Raw genomic sequence first — 23,307 nt, forward strand, 5'->3', positions numbered from 1 at the left:
ATATGACGCTCTACATCAAAAACATGGTGTGCGCTCGTTGTAATATGGTTGTGAAGTCTGAGCTTGAAAAACTTGGACTTCAACCTATTTCTGTAGAATTAGGCGAAGTCAAATTACAAGACGTCATTACTGAAAATCAAAAAGAAATTTTACTTAAGAATCTTCAATCCTTAGGTTTCGATTTAATCGATGATAAAAAAAGTAAAACGATAGAGAAGATTAAGAATCTTATTATTGATTTAGTTCATCATAAAAATGTAGAACTCAAAACTAATTTATCTGATTATTTAGCGGAGAATCTAAATCAGGATTATAATTCATTGAGCAATTTATTTTCAGAAATTGAAAACACCACGATTGAAAAATATTTTATCTGTCAAAAAATAGAAAAGGTAAAGGAGTTATTGATTTACAATGAACTTTCGCTGAGCGAAATTGCTGACATGCTAAACTACAGTAATGTGGCGCATTTAAGTAATCAGTTCAAGAAAGTAACAAGCTACACACCTACCAATTTTAAACAATTGAAAGATAAAAAACGCATTCATATTGAGAATTTGTAATTTTTTTCTAACCGCAAGAGAACGCAAAGTTTTACGCAAGGTTCGCAAATAAATTAAGTAAAAATTAAAACAGCGACGACCCGAGCGATAGCGAAAAGGCAAAGACTAAAAAATACTTAGCGCCCTTTGCGTAAAACTTTGCGTTCTCTTGCGGTAAAAAACCCTTTCCTATAATATTACAAATCATTCTCAAAATTATACAATCCGAAATAAACCTTACTTCGGACATTTGCATTGTAATAACTAAAAAAGATAAAACAATGACTCATCAATATATAACTTCAAGAATGTCATGCAATGATTATCGTAAAAAGTCAGAAAACCTAAAACATTATTAAAGGAATTCAGACTGCTTTAGCAATGAGTTTAAGTTCGGTTTCTGCAATGGTAAAACATTTACAATTGCAAAATCTTAATCTTTAAAAAATCAATATGAAAATATATACTCTTATAATTACTTTTTTGATCGCCTTTAGTGCCCAAGCACAAAAAGTAGTTCGATACGATTTACACGTTCGTGACACGATCGTAAATTTCTCGGGAAAGGAAAAACGTGCACTTACTGTAAATGGAAAAATCCCAATGCCGACTTTGACTTTTACTGAAGGTGATATTCCCGAAATTTATGTGCATAACGATTTAAAAAAGGAAAACACAGCAATGCACTGGCACGGTTTGTTTTTGCCAAATAAAGAAGACGGTGTTCCTTATTTAACACAAATGCCCATAAAACCGGGAACAACTCACAAATATACTTTTCCTATAATCCAGAACGGAACTTACTGGTATCACAGTCATTCAGGTTTACAGGAACAAATAGGTCTATACGGGCTTTTTATTATCAACAAAAAGAAAGACGATCCTACTTTTAGAAAAGGTATTGATGATTTGCCTACTATTCCAGTAATTTTAAGTGAATGGACTGATTTGAAACCTGAGAATGTGCAACGAATGCTGCACAATGCCAATGATTGGTTTGCTATAAAAAAAGGAACCACACAAAGTTATGCCGAGGCGATTCAAAAAGGAAAATTTTCGACAAAAGTCACCAACGAATGGAAACGCATGAATGCCATGGATGTGAGTGATGTTTATTATGAAAAGTTTTTAATTAACGGAAAAAACGAAGATCAGCTTTCGCAATTTAAAGCAGGCGATAAAGTGAGACTGCGAATTGCAAACGGAGGCGCTTCAAGTTATTTCTGGCTGACATATGGCGGCGGAAAAATAACCGTTGTAGCCAGCGATGGTAATGATGTTGAACCTGTAGAAGTCGATCGATTGATTATTGCTGTTTCTGAAACTTATGACGTAGTTGTAACAATTCCCGAAAACAACAAATCTTTTGCTTTTTTGGCTACAGCCGAAGACAGAACTGGATCAGCTTCTTTATTTTTAGGTGAAGGAACTAAACAGCCTGTTTCTCATCTTCCGAAATTGAAATATTTTGAGGGTATGCAAATGATGAATGACATGATGAAAATGAACGGCGAAATGAATGATATGGGTATGAAAATGTCTCTCAACAAAATGGACATGAATGCTGTGATGTATCCTGAAATTTCTGGAGAAGAGGAATCAATGAAAAAAGTAGATCATTCGAAACATAATATGGGCGACATGAAAATGCCAAGTGATACGACTGAAACGACTGAGATCACAACGCTAAATTATGGAATGCTAAAATCGCCAACGATAACAACGCTGCCCAAAGATGCTCCTGTAAAAGAATTACGCTTTGAATTATCTGGGAACATGAATCGCTATGTTTGGAGTTTAGACAATAAGGTAATCTCTGAAACAGATAAAATCTTAATTAAAAAAGGCGAAAATGTACGTATTGTATTGTACAACGGATCAATGATGCGACACCCAATGCACTTGCACGGACACGATTTTAGGATTTTGAATGAACACGGCGATTATTCTCCGCTGAAAAATGTTATCGACATTATGCCAATGGAAACAGACACAATCGAATTTCAGGCAAACGCTGATGGCGATTGGTTTTTTCATTGTCATATTTTATATCATATGATGGCAGGAATGGGACGTATTTTTACTTATGAAAATTCAGCACCAAATCCGTTGATTCATGATCCTAAAATGGCAGACAAAATGCTGAAAATGGATGATCGTATGTTTCATTTTATGGCCGAAAATGATTTTGCTTCGAATGGAAATGATGGAGAGGCTATGCTTGGCAACACTCGCTGGAGTATTGGAACGGAATGGAGATTGGGTTATAATGACAAACATGGTTACGAAACCGAAACACACATTGGCCGATACATTGGAAAAATGCAATGGTTTATGCCTTTTATAGGTTTTGACTGGCGATACCGAAAAATGGGAATGGATGAGCAGGAACAAAATATGTTTGGTCAAAAAAATACCAAAGACAATCGTTCGGTTTTTAGTGCTGGTATCGAATATACTTTACCAATGCTGGTAAAAGCACAAGTTGAGGTTTACACTGATGGTAATGTGAGAATACAATTTGAACGAAAAGATATTCCGCTTTCAAGACGCTTGCGAATGAATCTAATGTGGAATACAGACAAGGAATATATGGCTGGTTTAAAATATGTAGCGGGCAGAAACTTTGGAATCACAACGCATTATGACAGCGATATGGGAGTTGGCTTTGGAGTAAGTTTGAATTATTAACACCAATTTTAATGCTTTTTTTCTCTCATTAACTTATTGTTGACAATTTCCAAGACTAAATCGTGTTATATTTGACTTAACATTTTTCAATCAAAAAAAGAATATTACCTAACAATTAAATTACACAAAAAATGAAAAAATTATTTACCGTTTTAGCAATCGCCTTATTTACAATTGGTACACAGGCACAAGACACAAAACCAGCTCCAAAAAAAGAAAAAGCTAAAAAAGAATCTTGTTCTAAAAAAACAGATGATAAAAAAGACAAAAAATGCTGCTCTAAAAAATAATTGCAACATTTATTAAAAGCAAAAGGCCTCAAATATTTGAGGCTTTTTTTTTATGTTTTTTTTTCGCCACGAATTTCACGAATTAGCACTAATTTAAAATACGCTTAAATTGGCACAAATTAATTCGTGCAAATTCGTGAAATTCGCGGCGAGAAACTCGTAACCAACTTTGACCAAGTTTTAAACCTTGTCAAAAGTTCATTTACAAAGAAATCCTTTTAATCTTTTAATCTGTGGCAAAAAAGCTTCAAAAACTATTTCACCGTTGCCACATTTCCTGTTCGTGTGAGAACTCCCCAACTTTGACTTTCGCCTTTTATCGCTCTTCGTAATGCTTTAAATAAAATTACATACATCAATTGCCTGTACACAAATCGCTGTGGAATTAACCATATTAATTTGGTTAGTTTTTCTTTCTCAAAAATAAAAGCTATTACACTAACCAGCATATCAACTAACATAAATGCTATGTAGTAAATTAGTATTTTATGAAGACTGTCCGGATCATTATAATTCCAAAACAAACTTAAAATAAGAACTAAATCTGCCAAAGGTGCAAAAATAGGCAGTACAATTTGAAAAAGCAGAATGTTGGGCAAAGCAACCATTCCTAAGCCTTTATATCTTGAATTAAAACACGCATCTCTATTTTTCCAAAAAGCCTGCATAATACCATAACTCCAGCGGAAACGCTGTTTCATAAACTCCTTCAAACTTTCAGGAGCTTCTGTTACCGCTACTGCTTCAATACAATTTATAATATGGTAGTCGTTTCTTAAAATACGAATCGTTAAATCGCAGTCTTCTGCAAGAGTATCAGTTGTAAATCCTCCTGCTTTTTCTATAGCTTCTTTTTTAAACGCACCAATTGCTCCGGGAACAACCGTAATTCCGTTGATTAAATCAAAAGCCCTTCTATCAAAATTTTGCGCCGTTGTATATTCAATACTCTGCCATTTCGTAAGCATTGTATTTTCATTTCCCACTTTTACATTTCCTGCAATAGCGCCAATTTCTTTATTGTTTTTTAACTGAATTCTAAATCCTTTCATTAATTGCGAAACAGCATCCGTTTTTAGTTGTGTATCAGCATCAATACAAATTACATAATCATTTTGGGTCAACGCAATTCCGTAATTTAATGCCGATGCTTTTCCTCCGTTTGGTTTCGTATGTACTTTTACTTTCGGGTTATTAGCAAAAGCTTCTTTGATCATTGCAAAAGTTTTGTCTTTAGAACCATCATCAACAAAAACAATATCAAAGAAAGGATAATCCTGACCCAGTAAATTTTCGATTGTTTTTACGGCATTTATTTCTTCATTATAGGCAGGAACAATAATACTTACTGTTGGAAGCTCACCTTCGAAGTCTTTATAAACTGGCGGATATTTGTGGTCTTTCCATTTTTTTATAAAAGCCATTACAGCCATTAACGCAATTCTTAAGAACCCAAGAAAAATGGCAACCCAAAATGTTGCCGTAATAAAATGTCCAAACCAATATCCAAAATCGAAAATAAAATTATCCAATGAAATAAACGGCCCCTTTGCTTCCGGCATAATCTCCTCTTTAGTTTTACCCAGCAAATGAGAAACAGTTGTAAACTGAATATTTCTATCTTTAAAATATTTAATGATTCGAGGTAAAGCTTCAACAGTAGCTTCTCTGTTTCCGCCTGCATCATGAAGCAAAATAATTCCTTTATCAGGATTTGCCTCATATTGCGATATTGTTCTCTTATAAATAGAATCGGCACTTACGCCTTTTTCCCAATCGTTAGGATCTATACTTTCGCCAACTGTATAATAATTTTGGGCTTTACTTAAAGCAATTGGTTTGAGTTCAGCTTCGGTGGTTGGCTCAGCATCTGCATTATAAGGCGCTCTAAAAAGAACCGTACTTCTTCCGGTAACTGCTTCGATTAATAATCGTGTTGTTTCCATTTCTTTAGCAGCTCTTTCCGGGCTTACCAAAGCAATATTGGGATGAGTAAAAGTATGATTCCCTATCTCGTGACCCTCTTTGTAAATTCTTTGCAGTAACGGAATATTGTTTTCGCCTTGAATACCAATGACAAAAAAAACAGCGGGTACTTTTTCTCTCTTTAAAATATCTAAAATCTCTGGCGTATAAATAGGATCAGGCCCATCATCAAAAGTTAAAATAACTTGTTTGTTTACATTTCCAAATTTGCTGATTACGTATTTTGTTGGTAATTCTACATATCTCTGTTCTGTAATGATTGTTTCCTCTCTATTGATTTCCAATTCAATTTTTCCAGGTGCAGGATCAGCAATAACATTTAGTATTTCTCCATCTCCAATATAGGCAGGACTTTCTATTCGTGTATTGACACGTTTCATCATTTTAAAATCAAAAGGCTTTTTCTTGAGACTTTCGTTCGTTAAACTTCGCTGGTAGTAAGTCCACAAACGTTGATCTTCACTTCCTAAACGCCATAAAGCAGTTCCTGCTAAGCCATATTCATCACTAAACCTGACTGTGTTAAAATTGGTTGCCGCATCTTCAAAATCTACTTCATGTATTTTCCCATTGCTGTCTGTATACTTAAAAGAGTTATTGTAGCTGTTATTATCAAACTTTATTGTCGCATTATATTGTTTCGCAACAGCAATTGCTTGATCGTAGGTAATGGTTTCGCCTTCCTGTTTTTCCTGCCAATCGTAACCATATCCAGCAAAACAGAGAATGATTTTGTCTGACGGAATTTCTTTGGCTGTCTTATCTACTATTCTTTCTATCCATTTTTGACTGCTTATTTCTCCAGGAATACTGCCGGCATAATGCTCATCATAAGCCATAAGAAACATATAATCATTGTATTTTGACAATGCTTTTATATTAAAATCCTCATCGTTTGCCATAATATCCTGTGTAACTAAATATCCCAACGGATGCAATTTTTCATATAATGATTTTTGAAAAGCAATTATGGGTTCGTCGCTATTCTCTTTAAACTCCTCAAAATCGATATTTATTCCTTGCAAATCATATTTTTTCAAGGTCTTTACGATGTCATTAATAAGTCTTTCCTTTTTGTTTCTATCATGAAGAATACGATGAATAAGATCCCCGTCAAATTCGCCTTCACCTAAAGATTCATTTATATTATTAATTATAGGAAGAATTTTAACTTTCCCCTTTTTCATTACTTTTAGTGCTGCTGTATCGATTTCTGTTCGCAGTAAATCTGTTTTAGGATCAATAAAAAACCATTCAGGAATTACCATATTGAGTTTGTCAATATTTTTTTGGAGTGAAAATAAACTTTGCGGATCCCAGTCTACATAAAAAGCCGCCCTGACTTCTGAAGCTGTTTTTGCAACAGCAGGCTGTTTTTTTAGTTATCAATTTTGCTTTTTGCTCTTAAGAAATAATCAAAACCTTTAAACTTTTTAAGTTCTTTATCACTTAGACTTTTGGGTGTAACAGGATTCTCCAAACTATGACCTGCGTGGCTGCTATTGGCTAAAAGTGGTAATGGCGGTTTTAATCCTCTTTTTAAAGTGATAAAAAAGATGGGAACCATTAAAATAAGAATAAACAAAATAAGCCGACTTGACCATTGAAAAGTTTTCCAGCGTTTTTGAGTAACAGTCTGAAATACTTGTTTTTTACCATCCATATACTTTTCTTTTTAAGTAAATGCTATTAAAAAATCTGAAATTTTTAAAACTTTCAACAACATTAATAAAAATCTACTTCTTCTTATTAAAGAAGTATTTATCCTACAAATGTAATTTTTTAAATTGTAAAATTAGTATTACTAAATGAAGATCGAATTAATAATCTAACTTTATAAACAGCCGTAATCTCGAATAAAATTACAAAAGAAAAGCTCACTAAAGCACACTAAAGAAATAAAAATCAATCATTTACAAACTAAAAAGCAAAAAAAAGACCTGTTTAGAACAGGTCATATAATATATTGTATTGCTATTTTATTTAAGTCGAACACTCCATTCAAAATCCATTTCCGAAACCTGAACTCCATCTTCGTTTGTTCCAATAGATTTCATCCAGAACGTTTGACCGTCGCCTGTTGCAATAGTTCTTTGAATTGCATCGGCAATTAAGTGCCCGTCATTACAAACAAAAGTAATTCGGCCCGTTGCTTTTTTGGTGAAATTTCCTTTATTATTAGCAACAAGCATTGATATTTTTTTACCGCTTTCTTGTATCTGCGAAATAACCAAAGCTCCTGTAGTTAATTCGGCTGCCATTGCTTGAACCGCAAAATACATTGAATTGAAAGGATTCTGATTTATCCAACGGTGTTTAACACTTACTATACACCTGTCCTTGTCGATTGCCTTTACACGTACTCCGCAAATGAATGCAGATGGCAATTTGAATAATACAAATTTGTTGAGTTTGGAAACTGATACGGCCATAGAATTTAATTTTTTTTGTAAAAATACAAAAAAACTATGCACGCACAATAAATTGCTTTTACTTTCCTAAATCAGCAGTAAAATCAGTACTTCTGAATGGTTTTCAGCCTTTTATAGTCAATTTCAAAATTCAAAACATGTTAAGATTTTGTTAATATTTGGTACTATGCAAAACAAGATACTGTCTTTTAGCCATATATTTGTATAAGAAATTACTATATACTTTTAATCATGGAAACAACAACACCACTCATCATGGAAACAACATCAGAAAAGAACACTGCAACGTTCACACATTTAAGTACGTTAACTCAGTACATTATTCCGTTTGGAAATTACATTTTTCCAATATTAATCTGGACGAGTTACAAAGACAAATCAGAATTTGTAAATCACCACGGAAAACAGACATTGAATTTTCAATTGAGTTTATTGCTTTATACTTTAGTTTTAGCTTTAATTGCAATTCCAATTTTCTTTGCCGTTTTTCTACAGAACATTCCGATGCAAGCAGTTTTTAATGACGAAAATTTTGTCATCAGAAATTTCAACTTTGAAGGAAACATTGGATTAATAAGTGTGGGTTTAACAGCAGTTTTACTTTTTGGAGTTTTAAAATTTGTTGAATTCTTTTTAGTGATTTACGCTTCGATAAAAGCTTCAAACGGAGAATTATATAAATATCCGCTAACGATTCCTTTTATAAAGTAATCAACAAATTAAAAGTTATAGTCGAAACTTTACAAGCAATCAACAAGAATCGTTTCGAATTCAATCATCAATCATCATCAATCATCATCAATCAAAAAACGAATTGTTCAATCTAAAAAAAACAAAATGAAATTATGAACATTGAAAACACAAAAGCACAGATGCGCAAAGGTGTTCTTGAGTTTTGCATCTTATCAGTATTAAAAGAAAAAGACGCATATACATCTGAAATATTAGACACTTTAAAAAACGCAAAATTACTAGTTGTTGAAGGAACTGTATATCCACTTTTAACTAGGCTGAAAAATGACGGTTTACTAAATTATCGCTGGGAAGAATCGACCTCAGGGCCACCTCGAAAATATTATGGATTAACCGAGATAGGACAAACATTTTTAAACGAACTTAGCGGCACCTGGACAGAATTATCTGATGCTGTAAATCTAATCACCAATCAAAATCAATAAGTCATGAACAAAACAGTAAATATTAACTTAGGCGGTATGTTTTTTCACATCGATGAAGATGCATATTTAAAATTGACACGCTATTTTGACGCTATAAAAAGATCTCTTAATAACTCGTCTGGTCAAGATGAAATAATCAAAGACATCGAAATGCGCGTTTCTGAATTATTAACAGAAAAACAAAAAAGCGAAAAACATGTTGTAGGACTAAAAGATGTTGACGAAGTGATTACGGTAATGGGACAACCTGAGGACTACATCATTGAAGACGAAGAAAAATCATCTCAATCTTTTAATAATTACGGTGCAAGAAAACACAAAAAATTATACCGTGATAAAGAAAAAGGTATGATTGGCGGTGTAGCAACTGGATTAGGACATTATTTCGGAATTGATGCTGTATGGATCAAAATCGTATTCTTAGTATTTGTTTTTGCTGGTTTTGGAACAGGAATTCTAGCGTACTTCGTACTTTGGATTGTAACTCCTGAAGCGGTAACAACTTCAGAAAAACTGGAGATGACTGGTGAGCCGGTAACCATTTCAAACATCGAAAAAAAAGTACGTGAAGAAATTGATTCATTATCTGATAAATTTAAAAATGCAGATTATGACAAAATGGGAAACCAAGTAAAGTCGGGAGCTGAGAGAATAAGTAGTTCATTTGGAGACTTTATCATGACCATCTTTAAAATCTTTGCTAAATTTTTAGGCGTAATTTTAATCATGTCTGGAATTAGTGTTTTGATCATGTTATTGATTGGAGTTTTTACTTTAGGAACTAATGTTTTTGTTGACTTTCCTTGGCAAAACTTCGTTGACGCAGGAAACTTTACAGATTATCCTATATGGTCGTTTGGTTTATTAATGTTCTTTGCAGTTGGGATTCCGTTTTTCTTTTTGACTTTATTAGGTTTCAAACTATTGTCTCCAAGTTTAAAATCAATCGGAAACATCACAAAATACACTTTGCTGGCAATCTGGATTATTGCTGTTGCAATCGCAATCAGCATTGGAATTAAACAAGCTACTGAAATTTCATACGACAATAAAACAGTAGAGAAAAAAGCACTTAACATTAGTACAAAAGATACTTTGTTTGTAAAATTCAGATACAACGATTATTATGCAAAAGATCTGAATCACCGCAGCGAATTTGAATTTGTACAAGATTCAGCAAACAATCAATTAATCTATTCTAATGATGTTCGCTTACATGTTTTACACACTGATGAAGCTGCTCCTTATATTCAAATAGAAAAAAGCGCAAGAGGTAACTCATTTATTGCAGCAAAACAAAGAGCAGAAAAAATTGATTATAAATTTCAGGTTAAAGGAAATTCTTTAATTTTGGACAACTATTTTCTTACAGATGTAAAGAACAAATTTAGAGGTCAAGAAGTTGACGTATACTTATACTTACCAGAAGGGCAGTTATTTAAACCAGACGCATCTGTACAAGATTACGATGATTCTGATGATGATTTTTTCAATCTGCATTTTAGCGGAAACTATAACTACAAAGTTGAGGGATCAAAAATTAAATGTTTAAACTGCCCAGCTGATGAAAATGAATACGATGATGTAGAGCAAATAGATGAAATTGATAATGACACCGTAAAAGAGGTTTCTATTAAAATAAATGGAAAAGAAGTTCTTAACGGAAAAAAAACTAACGGAAAGCTAACCACTGATAAAAACGGAGTTGTAATTAAAATTAACTAAGCCATGATCAAAATAATCATTCATATTACAAAATTTATTGTTGCGACTATCACCGCATTATTATTTGCCTCTTGTAATTTTAACATGAATACAATTGAAGGAAGCGGACACGTAACCACTGAGAAAAGAATTGTTCAAGGAGATTTTCAGAACGTAAAAGTCAGCAATGCTATTGACTTAGTAATCGAACAATCTGACGCTACCGAAATTGTAGTAGAAGCCGATGATAATTTACAGAAAGAAATCATCACAAAGGTTGAGAACGGAACTTTAGTTATTCACTGCAAATTCAATTCTTTCCGAAATATTACGATGAAAAAGGTGACTGTAAAAATGCCTGTTATTAATAAATTAGAGGCATCAAGCGCATCATCTATACAAGGAAAAAACGTCATTCAGGGAGAAAACATAGAACTTGAAACTTCAAGCGCTGCAAATATGAATCTTAACATTGAATCTGACAATATCATTGTAAACGCAAGCAGCGGAAGCGATGTTAAGATAGAAGGAAAAGCATTGCGAGTTCAAACAAAAGCTTCGAGCGGTTCAAGCATTGACGCAAAGAAATTACTTGCAAACGAGGTTCAAGCAAAAGCCTCAAGTGGCGGAAGCATAACTGCACACCCAATCGTGAGTTTAAAAGCAGACGCATCGAGCGGAGGTGATATTGATTATGACATTGCTCCTAAAACAATTGAAAAAAATGTAAGCTCAGGCGGAAGTGTAAGCCAGCGCTAAGCTGCCCTTAACTGTTAAATATAAAAGAAATCATTCATCAAAAGTGGATGATTTTTTTATATTTGCTAAAATCAAATCTAGAATTAATGAAAAAAAATACTGCACTGCTGCTATTGCTTTTAGTTACAACATTAACTTTTGCTCAAAAAAAAGAAAAATAAAAGGTTCTAAAATTGTTACTACATCAATTAAAGAAGTAGGAAGTTTTGATGCCATCGAAGTAGAGGACAATATCGAAGTTTACCTTGAAAAAGGAGAAAAAAACGAAATTAAAATTGAAGCTGATGATAATATTCATGATATCATTGGAACAGATTTAAAGGAAAAAACACTGCGTTTATTCACTACAAAAGAAAGTACTATTTTTAAAAAACTTGCTGTACATGTTATATACACAAACTCCCTGACAAAAGTCAGCGTTAAAAATGACGCAATTGTATATGCAATTCAAGAAGTTCAATTAGATGATATTACTTTTAAGAGCATAGATTTTTCAAAATTATTCCTGAATGTAAACTCAAAAAAATTCAATTTAATTGCGGATGACAGATCAAAAACAGAACTAAACTTAAAGTCAGATGAAGCTAGTTTACAATTGAGCAAATATGCCTCAATAAAAACTTTAGTTTCTGCTATGAAATTTAAATGCGATTTGTATCAAAAAGCAAATGCTGCAATTGAAGGAATTGCCGAAAAAGCAACGATTCGTTTAGACAACAATTCTGTATTTACAGGAACAAAATTTACCTTGAAAGAAGCAAATGTTACAACTGAAGGCTCTGCCATTGCTTCTATTTTAGCAGAAACGGCTATCGCAATAGCAGCTGGAGACAAATCTGAAATTTCATTGTTGGGTGATCCAAAAATAGAACTTACACGCTTTAGTGAAGAAGCAAAACTGATTAAAAAACCAGGAGCGCCAAAACCAAAAGCAACAACATTGTAAATAGCTTTCTAAACCACTAAAATTTAGAAGAAACCAATAAAGCAAAAAAGTCCCATTCAATCAAGAATGGGACTTTTTCATATTTGCATTTTTCACATTCAAAGAACATGAAAGGTAATCCTTTTAGTTTATTCTTTTGAAGCCAAATATCTTTCAGCGTCAAGTGCAGCCATACAACCCGTACCAGCAGCAGTAATTGCTTGACGATACACATGGTCTGCAGCATCTCCAGCAACAAAAACACCTTCAACATTTGTTTTAGATGTTCCCGGAGTATTTACAATATAACCTGTTTCGTCAAGAGTAATATAATCTGCAAAAATATCTGTGTTTGGTTTATGACCAATTGCTACGAAAAATCCAGTTGCAGGAATATCAAAAACTTCACCAGTTGTTTTATTTTTAGCTTTTATAGCATGAACAACATTTTCATCTCCTAAAACTTCAACCGTATCGTGGTTCATTAAAATCTCGATATTTTCAGTTTTACGAACACGTTCTTCCATAATTTTTGAAGCTCTAAATTTTTCGCTTCTTACTAACATGGTAACTTTTTTACAAAGCTTAGATAAATAATGTGCTTCTTCGCAAGCAGAATCTCCTGCTCCAACAATCACAACTTCTTGATTACGGTAGAAAAATCCGTCGCAGACAGCACAAGCAGAAACTCCGCCGCCCATTTGTAAATAATGCTGTTCTGAAGGCAATCCTAAATATTTAGCAGATGCTCCTGTAGAAATAATAACCGTTTCACAGTGCAACTCGATTGTATCATTAATCCAAACTTTATGAATATCGCCTGAAAAATCAACTTTTGTAGCCCATCCATCACGGATATCAGCACCAAAACGTTTTGATTGTTCTTGTAATTGAATCATCATTTCCGGTCCCGTAACACCATCAACATAACCTGGGAAATTTTCAACTTCATTAGTCGTAGTCAACTGACCTCCAGGCTGCATTCCTTGATATAATACTGGATTCATGTTTGCTCTGGCTGCATAAATTGCTGCAGTATAACCTGCAGGACCAGAACCTATAATAAGGCATTTAATTTTTTCTATTGTATCTGACATAACGTATAGTATTTTTTGTGATGCAAATGTAAACTTTATTATAAAAAATAACACCCAAAATAAATCCGAAATAACTATCCCAAAATAAGTTTTATTTATTTTTCATTTTTCCTTTTGTAAACAAAATTTATTACTATATTTGCATCCGCTTACGGGCAGTACAACAAATACATCTTCGGGGTGTAGCGTAGCCCGGTTATCGCGCCTGCTTTGGGAGCAGGAGGCCGCAGGTTCGAATCCTGCCACCCCGACTTTTTAGACTTTCAAAGTCAGTCAAAACCCCTTAAATCATTGGATTTGAGGGGTTTTTCTTTTTATTCAACTCCAAAATATTCAAGTTATATCAAAGAAAATGGGACCTATTCGGCTACCCCTTTTCTTTTTTTATCTTTAGGTCCCAAAATTCATTTTAATATTTTAAAAATCAGTCAGTTGCACTAAAATTTTAACATTTTATGCTACTCAAATCATGCAGTTTTTCAAAAGAAAATCGAGCTTTCTTGAGACCCATTTAATGTGCAATTGATCTGAAACATTAAATTTTTGAGATATGAAAACAGCAGGAATTACATTCGGGGTACTCTTTTACCTAAAGACCCAAAAAACCACGATCCAAGGTTCGGCTCCTATCTGTGCCCGAGTAACGGTAAATGGAAGACGAACTGAGATTTCAGTCAAGCGCTCCGTTAAGGCAGCCGAATGGGATGAAAGAAAAGGCATGGCTAAGGGAAGCCGCAAAGAAATTACTGAACTCAACATTTTTCTCAGCCAGTTCAAGGCAAAAATCATAAATACCTATCAGCAGATGCTGCTGAATGATGATGCTATAGACGGCACTGCGATACGCGAGCGGGTAATGGGCACAGATAGCACAGCTCCAACTCTAATGGCACTGATGGAATATCATAATGAACAGCAGATGCATAAACTTGCTCCGGGAACCATGAAGAATTACCATACCACGCAACGGTATATAAAAACATTCCTGAGGGAGAAACTCTACAGAAATGATATTGCCCTTTCGCAGCTTAAGTACAAATTTGTTCTGGATTTTGAACGCTATCTATTTAATTATGTTCCCAAGGATCACCAGAAGCCACTTAATAACAACGGCATCATGAAGCATATCGAAAGGCTGCGAAAAATGATAAATATGGCTGTCAAGCTGGATTGGCTTGCTAAAGATCCTTTTGCCAGCTTCAAAAAACATTTTGACAAAGTAGAACGGCATTCATTGAACGGTAAAGAACTTGCATCTCTGGCAGATAAAAGATTTACTATCGAAAGGCTGAGAAATGTTCGGGATATGTTTCTGTTCAGCTGTTATACGGGTCTTTCGTATATTGAACTCGCTGAATTAACTCCAAACAAGATTGTTACAGGTATAGACGGTGGTCTATGGATATCTACAAGCAGGGCAAAAACAGACACAGGAGTACATGTGCCTTTACTTCCTCAGGCGACGGATTTAATGGAAAAATACCGTGATGATCCACGGGCACTGAACAACGGCACGGTATTTCCAGTAATTTCAAATCAACGTATGAACGGCTATCTGAAAGAGATAGCTGACCTCTGCGGAATATCAAAAACGCTAACCTTTCATATCGCACGGCATACTTTTGCAACTACTGTTACCCTTAGCAATGGAGTACCTATTGAAAGCGTATCAAAAATGCTCGGGCATACAAGCATCCGTACCACTCAAATCTATTCTAAGGTGGTTGAACAAAAACTCAGCGAGGATATGCACAAACTTAAACAGCGGATGTCTACTCATTTATTAGACGATTGAAAGCTTGGGAATTTTGACAAAGGCAGTCTAAATTAACGACTGCCTTTCTATTGGTTTAATCTAATTTGATTTGGTCATGACTTTTTTTAGCAGAAAAAAAGAGCAAATGCCTGCCAAACAGAACACATTTGTGCTTTCTAATTCTACTATACTTTTATTTTGTTTCGATCTGAAGCCAATACTATTATGGTGATGAAATAGTAATGTAAAACTGAGTCTTATGAATGTAGATCTTATTACAAGAGATGACCTTGAAAATTTTAAAAAAGAATTACTGGAAGAAATCAAGCGATATCAACAATACCCTCGCAAGAAAGGCGAGGAAACCCGCGTATGGCTTAAAAGTTATGAGGTGCGTAAACTTCTAAATATTTCGGCTGGAACGCTTCAAAATCTTAGAGTAAACGGCACTCTTCCCTACAATAAAATTGGCGGGCTTATGTATTACCGCTATGACGATATCCAAAAACTGATGGACGGCTTAAGCAATACTAAGTAAATTGAAATTCTGATTTACATTCTTCCAATAATTTTACAAAATCTTTTCTTGTAAATCTTTCGAGCTACTTAATAACTGCATTCAATACTTATAATTTTAGTTAAAAATTATAAACTATTACTGCTAACCGAAACAGGCTTTCAATTATATCTTGTCCCTCCAATTCTGACAGTGTCTCAAAACCTTTACAGCTTCTTAATTCTTCAATAGTTAATTTTTCAGCTTTTTGTTTCTGATCGCAAAAATTGCTTTCTTTTTGTTCGAGTCTTATATCCCGACTTTCAGCCTGTGGCTTTACAAAATTTCTACCTGCCATGATTCTTCTTTTAATAATTTATTTATTTGTTATCTTTCACCTCCTACCATAAAAGGCAAAAGACCATTTTAACGATCTTTACTACTTACACATCATTACTATTTTAATGAATATAAAGATGCATGCTTAAATTCATTTCAATAATAGTTTCGCTTGTACTCTTTATCTTTTAAGATCGTAATCTTCAAAACAAAAAATACAGACTGACACTTTATGATGGTATAAATTAAAGCTGTGGCAGTATATAGCTATTCGTTTGATAAACAGCAATTAATAAAATATTACGAATGTATCTTATCAATTCTTTATATAGGGTACACTAAAAAATCATGTTTCATACATTGTATATGAATCGACACTAGTATAAATTTACTATTCTTAGAATTTCGCTGTCATATCAAGACTCTTTTTTCATATGCTTTTCTTCAAATTCCTCTGTGAGCTGTATTATCTTTTTAGATAAAACAGCTAATTCAATTGTCTGCTTTTCGAGTTTGTACAGATATGCCGAAGCTTTCTTTTCAGAAAATTTTTGATATAAAATCTTGACAACCTGATTATAATTTACTCCAACAGCCCTAAACTGGCTGTAAAAGGAGGTTAGGCGCATATAATAATCCATTGCCGCTTTATCGATTTTAACGGTTTTTATTCCTTTTTGAAAAACACACGCTGTAATAAAGTGCGCCATTACATGCATTCCTGATATTTCAAAAAGAGTCAGGAAACGGGCATTTTCTTCTGCAGTAAGACTGATGGAATAGCGGTGGACTGCGGGATCTATTTTGGAAGGTCTGCCTCCTTTATGCGGGTTCTCTTTTTCTTCATTTTTCATGACTTTAATTAATAGTGTTACTTAAAAACCAATATATTTTATAATCAGTATTGGTAACCTACTATGGAAGTACTTGGGAGTATTTGGAAGTATTTGGCTTACCTGTTGCAAATACACTCTTATATCTTTAGGATTGGACATCCTCTGCCAAATAAAGCCATCAGAGGACACTTCAAAAGAGCAGGGCTTTTTCAGAATTAATTTTCTGAAAATATAAAATTATGCTCTGCAAAGAAACTGTTACTTCGGAGATGTGGGAACTTCTCCAAAGGCTTATGAAAGATGAAAATTTGAAAGACCACATATTAGTTGGCGGTACGGCGCTGGCCTTAAGATTAGGACACCGCTTATCGGTAGACATAGATCTTTTTACAACAAAAGATTTTGATCCGCAGGCGATGATTAAATATTTGCATGCCACTTACAACGCAAATAAAGAGATAAGCAGACTCTACAATAACACAGTTCTTACCTTCATCGATAATATAAAAGTCGATATTGTTACACATAATTACCCTCTCCTGAATTCTGTAGAAACAACGGAAGGAGTCCGCATGATTTCCAATGAAGATATTGGGGCAATGAAACTTCATGCAATCCATCAGAGCGGTACCAGATACAAGGATTTTGTCGACATGTACTTTATGCTTGAGCAAGAACCTCTAAAGTTTTATCTGCAAGCCTATCAGAGAAAATATGACAAAGATCCGTACTGGGCTTGCAGAGGCCTGAATACTTATGACAAGATTACCACATTTGAAGGTGTAGACATGCTCAAAGAAAAAGAGCAGAACTGGAAAAACATCCAAAAACGTCTAGAACTGGCAGTAAAAAATCCTTTATATAAATTTAAATCAGAAAGCCAGGATTTACCAATTAACCCAAATAAAAAGAGAGGTTTTCGCAGGTAATTCAGCAAAAAATGCTTATATTTGATACTAACCATTATTCAAAAAACAATGGAGAAATTAACTAGAAAAATACCCAATCTTCACCCTAAATTCTTCTGGGATTTTAGATTCGACAGCATTGACTGGAATGGAGGATATAAAATGGTTATTGCCCGTATTTTGGAGCGTGGAGGTCAGGATCAAATTGACGAAATCGTGCGTTTTTATGGTCGTGAAAAAGTAATTAAGGCAGTCCGTGAAGAAATTTCCTTTCTTCCCAACTATGCCATTGAAGATGCCCTTAAATTCTTTCCCGAACTCAAAAAAGAAGAAATGTACTGCTACCTCAACCGCAAGGACAAGCCATACCACTGGATTTAGTTTCAGTGTTAAACCATCGCAAATAAAGGGTCATATCCTACCATTAACTATAATTTTATCAATCTATTCGATTGTCTATAAAAAACAATAACAAATATAAAATTTATACTGGAAATTTCATTTCAACATTTAATGCAATAATACTTATCTTGTTCTTTGTTTTTGTCTGCGTGTATTTTATAAAAGGCGTTTTATCAGGGAGCGTTGCAGGCTGGGTCGGTTTTCCCATTTTTTTTGTTTTTTTTTCAATTTTCACATTACCAATGAATTATTTTATCTTAACGGATAAAAAACTAATATCAAAAAATCCCATTTGGTTTTGGAAAACAAATGAAATAGAGTTTGACTCTATTTCCAGCATATCAATTGTACAGCCTCCTAAATCTGCTATCTCTTTAAAAATAGAAACTCAGGATTCAAAAAAAGTTATACCAGCATGCAGTTTAAGAGATAATACATGGAAAGAATTGAAAACACATTTAATTAAAGAGAACATTGTTTTATATGATAAAGTGGGCGTTTAAGTTAAATATCTTTTTTTCGATTGATTTCATATTTTGCCAGTAGTTAAAAAAAATAACAGAGTTCCTAGTTTGGATCGCATCTTTTTTTGGGATTTCGATATAGATGCTATGGACTTTAAAAAAGCCTACAAAACCATTATTGCCCGTATTGTAGAGCGCGGAGGGCAGGGTGAAATAGATAAAATCGTACTTTTTTATGGAAATGGAAAAGTTATCAAAACTATTCGTGACGAAATTTATTTTCTTCCTAATTATGCCATTGAACGTGCATTAAGATTTTTTCCCTAACTTCAAAAAGAAGAAATGTACTGCTACCTCAACCACAAGGACAAACCCTATCACTGGATATAGTCTTTCTCCTGAATTTATTTAAATGAAATTCTTTTTATTTATATTTTATCCAAAGAAGTAATAAAAAGAAACCCAAGATATGACGGGCTTAACAGTCTGGCAAAAAGACTTCGGCATAATGCCTTGCTCGTACCTCACAAGACACCCTTCGGGACTTATTCCGATTCCTTTTGGCCTGTCTGCATCCCGTCCTTTTAGATTGCTTTCTTTTTCTTTTTTTCCTTTTTCTGTTTTCTTTTCGAAAAATATTTTTGTTTCTTCTTGGTAATGCTAGACTGCTGGAGCATCTGCTAGCCTGTGCGTATTCCTGCAGGCTTAACTGCGTGACTGCCCGCTGGCTTGCAGGCAAGCAGGAATGCAAACCTCCATACATGCACACCTGCCTACATTGTTATATGAAAACATGCCTACTTGAATGCCGGAATGCCTGAATGCTTGAAGACATGTTTTTCTGCATGCATACATAGATAAATAATTATACATAAGTTAATTATCGCCATATATTCAGCATTATTTTAAAACCTTAGTTGTTGTTCAGGCTGTACTGTATAGCTCAGCATTCACTGCATCCTTAAATACACACTTTATTGCCAGTAGCATAAAAAAAAGGGCATCAAGCCCTTTCAATTAAAATATATTCTAATAATGTGTTCACCAGAACACGGCAAGTTGTGTTTTGAGATGCTTGAAATGAATTCAGCATCTCAAAACAACTTGCCCTGCGGGGCTGGGAAACGCCTCCGAAGTCGGCGTTTTTTAAAATTGCTAACACCGAAAAATCAGTCCGCACTGCTTTTTTTATTCTGCTTTAAATATTTCCTGTGGAGGATATCCAGCAGATCACCTTCCTCCAATGGAATCAGCATTTCAATCACTTTGAGAAGGCTGTAAACATATCGTTCAGTCTGCTTGTGATTGTTCTCACTTATTTCAATTCCTTCCAAAGCCAGCATTCCTGCTTTCAGCAAATCCATGACCATGGTAAAAAGATCAGAATACCCACTAACATTTATGTTGAGATTGTAAATATCTTTTCTTGTTCTTGACGCTGGCTTGAGCATTACAAAATAATGCTCTGGATTCTCAACAATATCCCTTAATTTGATTTTATTTTTTTTCATATCAATATATTTTATCAGTTAACATCGATCATTTCCGAAATGATACAATAATGTCATTATCCTTCATGATCTGTACTCAGGCTCGCTTTTTTATTTTTTCAATCCCTCTATCGCGCATAAGCTGGCTCGCATCAAGCATCTTGACAAGATAGACATAGGCGTGATCAGGTCATAATCAAATTCTTCAGTGCATGATGACAATGACAGATGAGAGATTTCAAAAAGAAAAAAATCAAATTTATCAATGGTATTCTCCTCAAAAGCTTTTTGAAATACTGTGAAAGGATTCTCATATTCCCGCTCTGTAAGTGAAGCCATATCAAGTTTTGATTTACAGACGTCTGATTCCTTTACTTTCCATTTTCTGCTTCTGTACTGCAGAAGAAAGCAAGCTTTAACAAAAGATCGGAAAGCGCTGTGAAAAACAAACACCTGTCCGGGATATCTTATCCTGCATACTTCTGTTTTATGGATATAAAGAAATATCTCGCTGAGCACTTCCTTATATGAATCAAGATGGGCAAAGTCAAAAAAAGCATCCATAACCTCAAAAGGCTTTTTAATCTCATAGCCAGCCCAAAACTTGGTTTCAAAGGATTTTATATTCTTTTTCATATCATGTTACTTTTTTATTTTTTTCAATGCCTCTTTCATTGATAAGCTCTCCTGCATCCAGCAGTTTTATCAAGTGGATATAGGGAGTGGTTATATCAGAGTCGGGATCTGAACCGAAAGGAGATAATGACAGTTCCGTGATTTCGCTTAAGAAAAATTCAAACTCCTGAAGTGTTTTTTCTTCAAATGCATTTTGAATCGCCAGATAAGGATTGTCATATTCTTCTTTGGTAAGGGACGAGAGATGAAATACCGTTTCAGAGCGGGTTGATTCTTTCACTTTCCACTTTTTACTTTTAGACAGCATCCAGTAGCAGACTCTGACAAACGAACATACAGCTATGTAAAAAACAAAAACATTGCAGGGAGTTTCCTGTTTATATACTTTACCCTTATAAGAGTGGAGAACCGCTTGGGTTAGGTTCTGTTTGTAGTAATCAAGATGGGCAAAATCAAGAACCTCTTCTAATGCATTGAATGGGTTTCCCGTTCTGAAGCCTGCCCAGAATCTTGTTTCGAAAGATATTTTATTCTTTTTCATAATTTCCAAAGATTATCCGTTATCATTTTCCTCATTGATCTCTAAATAAAGCTTATGCAGTTTATCAAGTCCTTCGGCTTCACAGCATGGAAGGAGCTGTACTGCAATTTCCAGAATGCTTGTAAGATGGAAAGCGGGATCCTCGATCTGGCTGGAGTTTTCCAGATCGGAATTCTCAAGCGTGTGGAGAGCTATTTTCAGAAGATCCTGTACAGTAAACATCAGATTGATGTAGCTTGTAAATTTTAGGCTTGCATAATAAGAGTCATTTTTGTCTTTCTGCGGAGTCAGGGTTCTGAAAAAGAAGCTTTCTTTCAACTGTCTGATAAATTCATCCGCAGTTCTGGTTACATTTGTTTCCATAATTTCTTCTATTTTATTTTCTCAGGTTCTTCCTTTTCAGCTTTCTCCAGCCTGTCAAGTTCATCTTGTATCAGAATATCAGCCTGCATTCTAAATTTCCCGCATCTTTCTTCCATGAGCTGGTAATAGAGATAATCAACGTCGTTAGCCTTGGCGAAACGCAGTACGTGGGACTGCTGTTTAAGCAGGCTGAACATAGCCCTATCTTCCTTGGTATGGCGTGGAAAGAAATCTGCAGTAATACTGGAAAAGTATTCGCAGAGGCTGAACAGATGCTCCATTGCAAAATGGCTTGGGGTATAGCCTGTAAAAACACGGATCAGGGAAAGGCAGGTCTGTTCCACTATCTGATGAAGGGAAAACATTTTCACCTCATCCGAACTTGAAGCATCATCATCATTGTAAACCCAGTCCCAGATTGTAGCAGTAATATTTCTCCTGCTTGCAATATAGTTTGATGCAAGTTTTAAGTTTCGTTTTGGGGTTTCGCTAATGTTTAAATAGGGAGGATTGTCAATGTCTTGAAATAAAAGCTCAGCATTCTTCATTATTTGCCAGAAGAAAAACTGCTGGTCTTGCCCTACACTTTTCAGGCTCTGTACATGGTGCAAAAGAATAGTTGTAGTTAAGGTCCCTTTCGTCTTTGTTTTAATCTTATCGCTTATATCATTGCTTGCATTCTCTACAGTTTCCGATACAAAAACGAGAAGGTATAAATGGACATGTTCTTTCTGCATCCCATGGTCAGGATAAACCTTTCTGCTTGAGCTGCATACTGTATCGTTACTGCCGAAACAATATATTGCCGATGTCTTGATGTGCTCTGTAATTGCTTCAATTACTTCTTTCTGCCGTGAAATTTCAACTGCTTTCATAATTTTACTTTTTTTAATTAATACTTGTGTGAAAAATTGTATTTTTGTTTAACACACAGGCAAGTAAGTGATTAGTCGTACTGTACCGTATCAATTTGTATCATACCGTACAGTAAATTTTCTATATCATACAGCAGACTTACTTTTTTATTCTTAATTATTATCTTTGAGCTATGAGTACATCAACAAAACCAAGTCACATGGGGCGTAAAATCAGCCGTATCCGTGAACTGAAAGACATGAAACAGGAAGCACTGGCACAGGCTATGGGAACTAACCAGCAGGCGATTTCTATTATGGAAAACAGCGAAACAATCGAGGAAGATAAATTAAAAGAAGTAGCAAAAGCTTTAGGTGTAAGTGTGGAAGCAATTAAAAACTTTTCAGAAGAAGGCGTATTTAATTATTTTAACACCTATTATGACACAAAAGATAGTACATTTAATTCAGGAAGTCACTCAGGCAATTATTGTACTTTTCATCCATTAGACAAACTAATGGAATCCGTAGAAGAGAATAGAAAGCTTTATGAAAGGTTATTAAAATCTGAGCAAGATAAAATCGAATATTTAGAAAAATTACTAAAAGCTAAATGAT

At 34.4% G+C, this 23,307-nt stretch carries 27 protein-coding genes and 1 tRNA gene; 16 read left to right on the forward strand and 12 right to left on the reverse strand.

The window, feature by feature from the left end:
* Positions 1 to 2 precede the first annotated feature (2 nt).
* From BOW55_RS12600 to BOW55_RS20825, 3 genes are all read left to right on the forward strand, one after another.
* Positions 3 to 563 carry an AraC family transcriptional regulator gene (locus tag BOW55_RS12600; RefSeq protein WP_129024409.1) on the forward strand — a complete coding sequence of 187 codons (561 nt, stop codon included), beginning with the start codon at positions 3 to 5 and terminating at the stop codon, positions 561 to 563.
* A gap of 432 nt (positions 564 to 995) precedes the next feature.
* Complete coding sequence (locus tag BOW55_RS12605) at positions 996 to 3,233, forward strand: multicopper oxidase family protein (protein ID WP_129024410.1); 2,238 nt, start codon at positions 996 to 998, stop codon at positions 3,231 to 3,233.
* Between the two features lie 131 nt (positions 3,234 to 3,364).
* Entirely contained in the window at positions 3,365 to 3,523 is a 159-nt protein-coding gene (locus BOW55_RS20825) for a hypothetical protein (RefSeq protein WP_164975031.1), read from the forward strand.
* Between the two features lie 254 nt (positions 3,524 to 3,777).
* Here BOW55_RS20825 and BOW55_RS12610 read toward each other — a convergent pair whose 3' ends face one another.
* From BOW55_RS12610 to BOW55_RS12615, 3 genes are all read right to left on the reverse strand, one after another.
* A complete protein-coding gene (locus BOW55_RS12610) occupies positions 3,778 to 6,777 on the reverse strand; it encodes a polysaccharide deacetylase family protein (RefSeq protein ID WP_241686550.1) in 3,000 nt (999 codons plus the stop codon).
* A 110-nt stretch (positions 6,778 to 6,887) separates the two neighbouring features.
* Positions 6,888 to 7,172, reverse strand: a complete 285-nt coding sequence (locus BOW55_RS21355) for a hypothetical protein (RefSeq protein ID WP_241686551.1) — start codon at positions 7,170 to 7,172, stop codon at positions 6,888 to 6,890.
* Positions 7,173 to 7,488: 316 nt separating this feature from the next.
* Positions 7,489 to 7,941: a DUF4442 domain-containing protein gene (locus BOW55_RS12615; protein ID WP_129024411.1), complete on the reverse strand. Its 453-nt coding sequence runs from the start codon at positions 7,939 to 7,941 to the stop codon at positions 7,489 to 7,491.
* A gap of 255 nt (positions 7,942 to 8,196) precedes the next feature.
* On the opposite strand from BOW55_RS12615, the gene BOW55_RS12620 reads away from it, so the two are divergent.
* From BOW55_RS12620 to BOW55_RS12640, 5 genes are all read left to right on the forward strand, one after another.
* Positions 8,197 to 8,652: a DUF4870 domain-containing protein gene (locus BOW55_RS12620; RefSeq protein ID WP_164975032.1), complete on the forward strand. Its 456-nt coding sequence runs from the start codon at positions 8,197 to 8,199 to the stop codon at positions 8,650 to 8,652.
* A 134-nt stretch (positions 8,653 to 8,786) separates the two neighbouring features.
* A complete protein-coding gene (locus BOW55_RS12625) occupies positions 8,787 to 9,119 on the forward strand; it encodes a PadR family transcriptional regulator (protein WP_008464689.1) in 333 nt (110 codons plus the stop codon).
* A gap of 3 nt (positions 9,120 to 9,122) precedes the next feature.
* Complete coding sequence (locus BOW55_RS12630; protein WP_129024413.1) at positions 9,123 to 10,844, forward strand: PspC domain-containing protein; 1,722 nt, start codon at positions 9,123 to 9,125, stop codon at positions 10,842 to 10,844.
* Between the two features lie 3 nt (positions 10,845 to 10,847).
* Positions 10,848 to 11,582 carry a head GIN domain-containing protein gene (locus BOW55_RS12635; protein ID WP_129024414.1) on the forward strand — a complete coding sequence of 245 codons (735 nt, stop codon included), beginning with the start codon at positions 10,848 to 10,850 and terminating at the stop codon, positions 11,580 to 11,582.
* A 43-nt stretch (positions 11,583 to 11,625) separates the two neighbouring features.
* Complete coding sequence (locus BOW55_RS12640) at positions 11,626 to 12,528, forward strand: GIN domain-containing protein (protein WP_241686552.1); 903 nt, start codon at positions 11,626 to 11,628, stop codon at positions 12,526 to 12,528.
* Positions 12,529 to 12,656: 128 nt separating this feature from the next.
* On the opposite strand, the gene trxB is transcribed toward BOW55_RS12640, so the two are convergent.
* A complete protein-coding gene (gene trxB, locus BOW55_RS12645; RefSeq protein WP_089054099.1) occupies positions 12,657 to 13,604 on the reverse strand; it encodes a thioredoxin-disulfide reductase in 948 nt (315 codons plus the stop codon).
* Positions 13,605 to 13,780: 176 nt separating this feature from the next.
* Here trxB and BOW55_RS12650 point away from each other — a divergent pair.
* From BOW55_RS12650 to BOW55_RS12660, 3 genes are all read left to right on the forward strand, one after another.
* Positions 13,781 to 13,855: transfer RNA gene (locus BOW55_RS12650), tRNA-Pro, on the forward strand.
* Between the two features lie 299 nt (positions 13,856 to 14,154).
* Positions 14,155 to 15,399 carry a site-specific integrase gene (locus BOW55_RS12655; protein WP_129024415.1) on the forward strand — a complete coding sequence of 415 codons (1,245 nt, stop codon included), beginning with the start codon at positions 14,155 to 14,157 and terminating at the stop codon, positions 15,397 to 15,399.
* A gap of 220 nt (positions 15,400 to 15,619) precedes the next feature.
* Positions 15,620 to 15,898, forward strand: a complete 279-nt coding sequence (locus tag BOW55_RS12660) for a helix-turn-helix domain-containing protein (RefSeq protein ID WP_129024416.1) — start codon at positions 15,620 to 15,622, stop codon at positions 15,896 to 15,898.
* 100 nt (positions 15,899 to 15,998) lie between these two features.
* Here the strand turns inward: BOW55_RS12660 and BOW55_RS12665 are convergent, their stop codons facing one another.
* Both BOW55_RS12665 and mobA read right to left on the reverse strand, forming a co-directional pair.
* Positions 15,999 to 16,214 carry a hypothetical protein gene (locus tag BOW55_RS12665; protein WP_129024417.1) on the reverse strand — a complete coding sequence of 72 codons (216 nt, stop codon included), beginning with the start codon at positions 16,212 to 16,214 and terminating at the stop codon, positions 15,999 to 16,001.
* A 397-nt stretch (positions 16,215 to 16,611) separates the two neighbouring features.
* Positions 16,612 to 17,049: a conjugal transfer protein MobA gene (gene mobA / locus BOW55_RS12670; protein ID WP_129024418.1), complete on the reverse strand. Its 438-nt coding sequence runs from the start codon at positions 17,047 to 17,049 to the stop codon at positions 16,612 to 16,614.
* Positions 17,050 to 17,300: 251 nt separating this feature from the next.
* On the opposite strand from mobA, the gene BOW55_RS12675 reads away from it, so the two are divergent.
* Together BOW55_RS12675 and BOW55_RS12680 are read left to right on the forward strand one after the other, a co-directional pair.
* On the forward strand, positions 17,301 to 17,960 hold the full coding sequence (locus BOW55_RS12675; protein ID WP_256371698.1) for a nucleotidyl transferase AbiEii/AbiGii toxin family protein: 660 nt from the start codon (positions 17,301 to 17,303) through the stop codon (positions 17,958 to 17,960).
* Between the two features lie 48 nt (positions 17,961 to 18,008).
* Entirely contained in the window at positions 18,009 to 18,320 is a 312-nt protein-coding gene (locus tag BOW55_RS12680; RefSeq protein ID WP_129024420.1) for a hypothetical protein, read from the forward strand.
* A gap of 103 nt (positions 18,321 to 18,423) precedes the next feature.
* Here the strand turns inward: BOW55_RS12680 and BOW55_RS21550 are convergent, their stop codons facing one another.
* Complete coding sequence (locus BOW55_RS21550) at positions 18,424 to 18,549, reverse strand: hypothetical protein (RefSeq protein WP_256371697.1); 126 nt, start codon at positions 18,547 to 18,549, stop codon at positions 18,424 to 18,426.
* 34 nt (positions 18,550 to 18,583) lie between these two features.
* Here BOW55_RS21550 and BOW55_RS12685 point away from each other — a divergent pair, with 34 nt between their 5' ends.
* On the forward strand, positions 18,584 to 18,844 hold the full coding sequence (locus BOW55_RS12685) for a PH domain-containing protein (protein WP_129024421.1): 261 nt from the start codon (positions 18,584 to 18,586) through the stop codon (positions 18,842 to 18,844).
* 33 nt (positions 18,845 to 18,877) lie between these two features.
* Positions 18,878 to 19,132, forward strand: a complete 255-nt coding sequence (locus BOW55_RS12690) for a hypothetical protein (RefSeq protein ID WP_241686554.1) — start codon at positions 18,878 to 18,880, stop codon at positions 19,130 to 19,132.
* 842 nt (positions 19,133 to 19,974) lie between these two features.
* On the opposite strand, the gene BOW55_RS12695 is transcribed toward BOW55_RS12690, so the two are convergent.
* The 5 genes from BOW55_RS12695 to BOW55_RS12715 form a co-directional block, all read right to left on the reverse strand.
* Positions 19,975 to 20,316: a hypothetical protein gene (locus BOW55_RS12695; protein WP_129024422.1), complete on the reverse strand. Its 342-nt coding sequence runs from the start codon at positions 20,314 to 20,316 to the stop codon at positions 19,975 to 19,977.
* A gap of 90 nt (positions 20,317 to 20,406) precedes the next feature.
* A complete protein-coding gene (locus tag BOW55_RS12700) occupies positions 20,407 to 20,931 on the reverse strand; it encodes a hypothetical protein (RefSeq protein ID WP_129024423.1) in 525 nt (174 codons plus the stop codon).
* 1 nt (position 20,932) lies between these two features.
* Complete coding sequence (locus BOW55_RS12705) at positions 20,933 to 21,472, reverse strand: hypothetical protein (RefSeq protein WP_129024424.1); 540 nt, start codon at positions 21,470 to 21,472, stop codon at positions 20,933 to 20,935.
* Between the two features lie 12 nt (positions 21,473 to 21,484).
* Positions 21,485 to 21,835 carry a hypothetical protein gene (locus tag BOW55_RS12710; RefSeq protein ID WP_129024425.1) on the reverse strand — a complete coding sequence of 117 codons (351 nt, stop codon included), beginning with the start codon at positions 21,833 to 21,835 and terminating at the stop codon, positions 21,485 to 21,487.
* Positions 21,836 to 21,843: 8 nt separating this feature from the next.
* On the reverse strand, positions 21,844 to 22,710 hold the full coding sequence (locus BOW55_RS12715; protein WP_129024426.1) for a hypothetical protein: 867 nt from the start codon (positions 22,708 to 22,710) through the stop codon (positions 21,844 to 21,846).
* A 173-nt stretch (positions 22,711 to 22,883) separates the two neighbouring features.
* On the opposite strand from BOW55_RS12715, the gene BOW55_RS12720 reads away from it, so the two are divergent.
* Positions 22,884 to 23,306, forward strand: a complete 423-nt coding sequence (locus BOW55_RS12720) for a helix-turn-helix transcriptional regulator (RefSeq protein WP_129024427.1) — start codon at positions 22,884 to 22,886, stop codon at positions 23,304 to 23,306.
* The last annotated feature ends 1 nt before the right edge of the window (position 23,307 follow it).

This window comes from Flavobacterium sp. YO12 (genome assembly GCF_004119495.1).
Lineage (GTDB): Bacteria > Bacteroidota > Bacteroidia > Flavobacteriales > Flavobacteriaceae > Flavobacterium.